This is a genomic window from Micromonospora globispora (assembly GCF_003857015.1).
Taxonomy (GTDB): domain Bacteria; phylum Actinomycetota; class Actinomycetes; order Mycobacteriales; family Micromonosporaceae; genus Micromonospora; species Micromonospora globispora.
Genome location: NZ_QGGF01000038.1, coordinates 1 through 5,066 on the forward strand (window position 1 = coordinate 1; position 5,066 = coordinate 5,066).

The following is a 5,066-nucleotide window of genomic DNA, read 5'->3' on the forward strand; positions in this document are numbered from 1 at the left end:
GGTTGGCTCGGCGCATCGCCGACGCCGGGTTCGCCGAACTACGCCGGCAACTCGGATACAAAACCTCATGGAACGGCGGGCGGCTGGTGGTGGCCGACCGCTGGTATCCGTCCTCGAAGACCTGCTCCGGCTGCGGCGCGGTGAAAACCAAACTCGCCCTGTCCGAACGCACCTACACCTGCACCACCTGCGGCCTGACCCTGGACCGGGACCTCAACGCCGCACGCAACCTCGCCGCACTCGCGGTCACCGTCGCCGGGAGTGGCTCGGAGACGCGAAACGGACGTGGAGCCGACCGTAAGACCCACCCCGGCGGGCTGGTGGCTGTGAAACGTCAACCCGGCACCGCCACAGCGGGCAAGACCGGGACCGTCCCACCGCAAGGCGGGACATCCGATCACATGCTCACCAAAGCATCATGAGAGGAAACGGTTTCCGCGCGCAGGCCAACGCAGCGCACCGCATGCGACAGACGCCGCACTGGTGGCCCGCCTCAACGGTCCTAACGGCAGCGAGGACTTCGATGACAGCCACTGGTTCACCTACGCGGGCGCTGGTCGCCGACGGGAAACTGACTGAGCGCCCGTGAGTAGCCGTAGTGTGCCCGCCCCGGCCAGATAGGCCACCAACGCGATCGGCGGTATCCCCAGCGGCTCGGGTGCCGACATGCGGACCATGCTGTTGATCAGCAGGCCGAGTACCACGACCGCGTAGCCGCCGACGGTGAGCATGGTCCGGGCGGTAGCAGATCTCCCCGTGACTTTCCGTTCGTGGTCCTGTTCGCGGCGCCGGTGGCCGGTGCGTACCTCGATCCGACCGAAGATGGCCACGAGTGCCAGCAGCACCACGGCCAGCGCCAGCAACCAGGGCAGGCGCCAAGCCCACCAGCTTGCGGTGTCGATGGGCGGGGCGGGCAACCAGTGCATCGCGTTCAGCGCGCCGACCAGCACCAGCACCGCGCTCAGGTGCCACAGGAAGATGGTCAGGACGACGGCGTTCATTCCGATCACCGCCCGCCAGGGGCCGCGGCGGCGCAGCCATCGTTCGGCCGGACCGCGCAGGAGCAGGATTATTCCGAGTTGGAGGGTGGCCAAGGCGAGCAGTGCCAGGCTCGGCGGCGAGGAGTTGTCCAGCCGCTCGCCGGGCACCATGAGCATGGTGACCGGATAGGGGCCGAGGACGGTCAGCAGCAGCAACGCGACGAGACCCACAATCAGGAGGGCCACCGCGACCGGCCAGCCCAACGGCAGCCGGTGAGCGAAGAGTCCGCCCCGCCCGATCCCGGGGTCAGCCTTCGCGCCGTCGCTCTCCGCGGCTGTCGTGGCGTACCTGTCGTACCAGGCGAAGCCGATCTGATGGATGACCAGCCAGCCGAATAGGAAGTTGGCACCGGAGAGCGGACCGGGGCCGAAGAGCCGTCCGAGATCGCCGGCGGCCACCAGAGCCACCAGCACCAGCGGTACGACGAACCCGAAGCGGCGGTGCAGCGGATACATGATCGGGGTCAGCGCCACCACGGCGACGTAGGCGCTGAGGAACCACAGCGGGATGGTGGCGAACGAGACCGCTGTCCTGATCTCAGCCGGATCTGTGCCGATCAGGAGCGCCAGCAGACTGCCGACGGCAAGCGTGACGAGCAGTATCGTGGTCGGGCGGATCAGCCGGGCGCTGCGGTCCAGCAACCATTCGGTGGCGATGCCACCGCGCGCCCGGTGACTGGTCAATGAGGCGGCGTTGGCGAAGCCGCCGACCAGGAAGAAGACCGGAATTACCTGGAAGACCCAGGTGAGCGGATAGGCCCAGCGCAGTTCGGGCAACGCGTCGTAACCGGTGAGCTGACCGGAACGGTCGTAGACGACGACGGTGGTCAACCAGTGGCCGAGCACGACCAGGGTGATCGCTAGCGCCCGGAGCAGATCGACGTAACGCTCCCGCCCGGACGGCGTCAGCTCGGCGAGCTGACGCACGCGATCCATGGGACCACGCTAGTCCACCCGCGGGCGATGTCGCGGGGCTTTCGCTCCATCCCCGGGCCCGCTGCCGTCCTCACACCTGCCTTGGCACCTTTCCGGTGCGGGTGAGCATCAAGCGCATCGCCTTGTGCCCAACATCGGCGGCCGGGTCGAACATCAATGATCTCCAGCAGGAGCGTCGCGTCCGGCAGACGGTGGTGGACCGTCTAGCCGGACGAGTCCTGCCGGGATCCCTGTCGTGGACGTGCGCGGCGCAGCACATACCAGGCCCCGCTAAGCAGGAACAGGGCGGCGCTGACCAGCAGCCACCGCGTGAGGTACGACTGCCGGTGCAGGCCGGTCGCGGCGAGGTACGTGTCCCGGCCCTGCCGCAGGATGCCCGGCAGGTACACGAGGAAGAGCAGGCCCGAGGCGAGCGCCGGGAAGCGCACATGGTTCAGCACGGACGGCCGGGATCGCGGGGCGGCGCGGCGGGCGTCGACGGTTCGCCGCAGTGTCCGGTCGGCAAGCGCGTAGACCGGGAACAGGACGAAATCGTGGGCGACGGCCGCCCCGACGAACCAGAGCAGCATCCGACCGGCGGTCGGCTCCCCGGCGAGCCGCAGCACGATCCAGGCGGTGACGGCGAAGGCGCCGACGACCAGCAGCAGATGCCGAGGACTGGAACCGTAGCCGGTCCGGAACCGGGCGGAGAGCTCACGCATCGGACCGGAAGGTGATGTCGGCGACCCACTTGGTGCAGTGCACGCCGGGCAGGGCCGGGACGATGACCCGCGCGGGGTAGCCGTGGTCGAGGGACAGGTCGGCGCCGTTGACCCGCAGGGCGAGCAGGGAGTCGCCGTCGAGAACCTGGTTGGCCTGCAGGGTCGCCTGGTTGAACAGCCCGGCGCGTTCCAGGGAGCGGACGTGCGCGGAGTCGGGGGCGCTCACCCCCACGAGGGCGGCGAGGTCGCGCAGGCGTACGCCGGTCCAGGTCTGCAGGGTCGACCAGCCTTCGACACAGCCGATCGGCAGGCGGACCGTGTGCTGGCGCATGGCCAGCAGCTGGGCACGGCCGAGCGTGACCTCCCTGTCCTTGCCGCGGACGGTCAGCCGCCAGCCGTCGGTCATCTGGACGCCCGCCGCTGCTGCGCTCCGGTTCACCGGAAAGCCGTTGGGGCCTTCCCCGGGCTGCCGTCCCCTCGGCAACAGCAGCGCCGTGCGGCGCCACACGCCGTCCAGGGTCTGTCCGACGGTGAGCGCGGCGAGCAGCACGGACAGGCCGCCGACCAGGGTCAGCGCCCCGCGCCGGCTGATGGTGGCGGTGTCGGGACGGGCGGGTACCAACCCGTCCGGGTCGGGCGGCTCGGGCCGGATCGTCGGGGTGTGCAGCTCCCGGCGCAGCGGTCGGGACCGTAGCGCGGACACCAGCCGGGGCAGCCTCAGCGCCACGTGGACCACGAACGCCGCGGTGAAGACCCATGCGCCGAAGTAGTGCGCGGTGTAGAAGTCGAAGCCGAACAGGTACGCGTACTGGATGTTGAGCAGCCCGGTGCCGATCTGGAAGAGGATCCCACCGACGAGCAGCAGCAGGGACAACCGCTCCAGTACCTGGGCGAGGGAGCGGGCCGGCGGCCAGTCGAACAGCTTCGGGATCACCGACCAGAGCTTGGCCAGCACCACCGGGATCAGGATGATCCCGAGCGTCACGTGCAGCCCCTGGGTGACCCGGAACAGCCACGACGGCCGGGTCGGCCAGTCGAACGGTGGCAGCCGGAGCCAGCCGACGTCGCCGGGGAACGCCTGGCCGAACTGCGGGCTGTAGGCGGCGTAGTCGAGCAGGCCCGTGATGATCACCAGGGGTAGGCCGGCGAGCAGCACCGCGCCGTACACGGAGGTGAGCCATGGGCCGCGCAGCGGGCTGCGCCACCGGCCGGCGATGCCGCGGGCCCCCGGTGGTGGATACCGGTCCATCGCCCGCCACAACCCGCGGGGGAAACCGTCCGCCGGATCGGTGCGCGGCGACTCCGGCGCCCGCGTGAAGTCGTTGCCGGACACGGGCTTCCTCCTCTCATCGCCGGGTCGCCCGTCGGCCGATACGGCAGGTGCCGGGCGGGGTCACGGCCGGTTGCCGGGTTCCACCTCGGACGCTAGACGCGACGGCCGCCGTCCGGACCGGTTCCCGGCGTTACGGAACGCTTACCGGTCCCTCGGCGTCCCGTCCCGACATCCACCCCGGACGGGTGAACCACCGGCGGAACCTGTTGCGAAGTCCTTACGTCCGTCCCGAACCAGCTCCGACCCGGCCGCCGCGGCCCTACGGTGACCGGGATGCGGGTACTGGTCACCGGCGCGGCCGGGTTCATCGGATCGCAGGTCGCCGACCTGCTCGTCGCCGAGGGGCACGAGGTGGTGGCGGTGGACGCGCTGCTGCCGCAGGCGCACGGCGGAGAGCTGCCGGACTGGTCCAGGCGGCACGATCCGGTGCTGGGCGACGTCCGGGATGCGGCGCTGCTGGACCGGCTCCTGCCGGGGGTGGACGCGGTCTGTCACCAGGCGGCGATGGTGGGGCACGGCCTGGACCCGGGCGACGCGCCGGACTACGCCAGCCACAACGACTACGGCACGGCGGTGCTGCTGGCGGCGATGTACCGCGCCGGCGTGGACCGGCTGGTGCTGGCCAGCTCGATGGTGGTCTACGGCGAGGGCCGCTACGAGTGCGCCGAGCACGGCACCGTCCGGCCCGCGCCGCGCCGCCCCGCCGACCTCGACGCCGGCCGGTACGACCCGACCTGCCGGCAGTGCGGTGCCGCCCTCACCCCGGCCCTGGTCCCCGAGGACGCGCCGCTGGAGCCGCGCAGCACGTACGCGGCCAGCAAGGTCGCCCAGGAGCACCTGGCCGCCGCGTGGGCGCGGCAGACCGGCGGCGGGGTGTGGGCGCTGCGCTACCACAACGTCTACGGGCCGCGGATGCCGCGGGACACCCCGTACGCCGGGGTCGCCTCGATCTTCCGGTCGGCGCTGGCCGACGGCCGGCCGCCCAGGGTGCTGGAGGACGGCGGGCAGCGGCGCGACTTCGTCCACGGCGCGGACGTGGCCCGGGCGATCCTGCGC

At 71.2% G+C, this 5,066-nt stretch carries 5 protein-coding genes; 2 read left to right on the forward strand and 3 right to left on the reverse strand.

Going from position 1 to position 5,066, the window contains the following annotated elements; translation table 11 throughout:
• Window positions 1–422, forward strand: a 422-nt coding sequence (locus tag DKL51_RS35525) for a zinc ribbon domain-containing protein (protein ID WP_221623110.1), incomplete at its 5' end; no start/stop codon positions are given.
• 120 nt (window positions 423–542) lie between these two features.
• On the opposite strand, the gene DKL51_RS01095 is transcribed toward DKL51_RS35525, so the two are convergent.
• The 3 genes from DKL51_RS01095 to DKL51_RS01110 all read right to left on the reverse strand — a co-directional run bounded on the left by DKL51_RS01095 (window position 543) and on the right by DKL51_RS01110 (window position 4,010).
• Window positions 543–1,976 carry an acyltransferase family protein gene (locus DKL51_RS01095; RefSeq protein WP_124811625.1) on the reverse strand — a complete coding sequence of 478 codons (1,434 nt, stop codon included), beginning with the start codon at window positions 1,974–1,976 and terminating at the stop codon, window positions 543–545.
• Between the two features lie 203 nt (window positions 1,977–2,179).
• A complete protein-coding gene (locus tag DKL51_RS01105; RefSeq protein ID WP_124811626.1) occupies window positions 2,180–2,677 on the reverse strand; it encodes a hypothetical protein in 498 nt (165 codons plus the stop codon).
• Window positions 2,670–4,010, reverse strand: a complete 1,341-nt coding sequence (locus tag DKL51_RS01110; protein ID WP_260428326.1) for a molybdopterin-dependent oxidoreductase — start codon at window positions 4,008–4,010, stop codon at window positions 2,670–2,672. The genes DKL51_RS01105 and DKL51_RS01110 overlap by 8 nt, the downstream gene beginning before the upstream one ends.
• 273 nt (window positions 4,011–4,283) lie before the next feature.
• Between DKL51_RS01110 and DKL51_RS01115 the strand changes: the two genes are divergently transcribed.
• The coding region (locus DKL51_RS01115; RefSeq protein ID WP_124811627.1) for an NAD-dependent epimerase/dehydratase family protein at window positions 4,284–5,066 on the forward strand (783 nt) is incomplete at its 3' end.

Bases quoted from the DNA above. Each gene is read 5' to 3' on its own strand.
- DKL51_RS01095 (WP_124811625.1), bottom strand. From the start codon at position 1,976: ATGGATCGCGTGCGTCAGCTCGCCGAGCTGACGCCGTCCGGGCGGGAG.
- DKL51_RS01105 (WP_124811626.1), bottom strand. From the start codon at position 2,677: ATGCGTGAGCTCTCCGCCCGGTTCCGGACCGGCTACGGTTCCAGTCCT.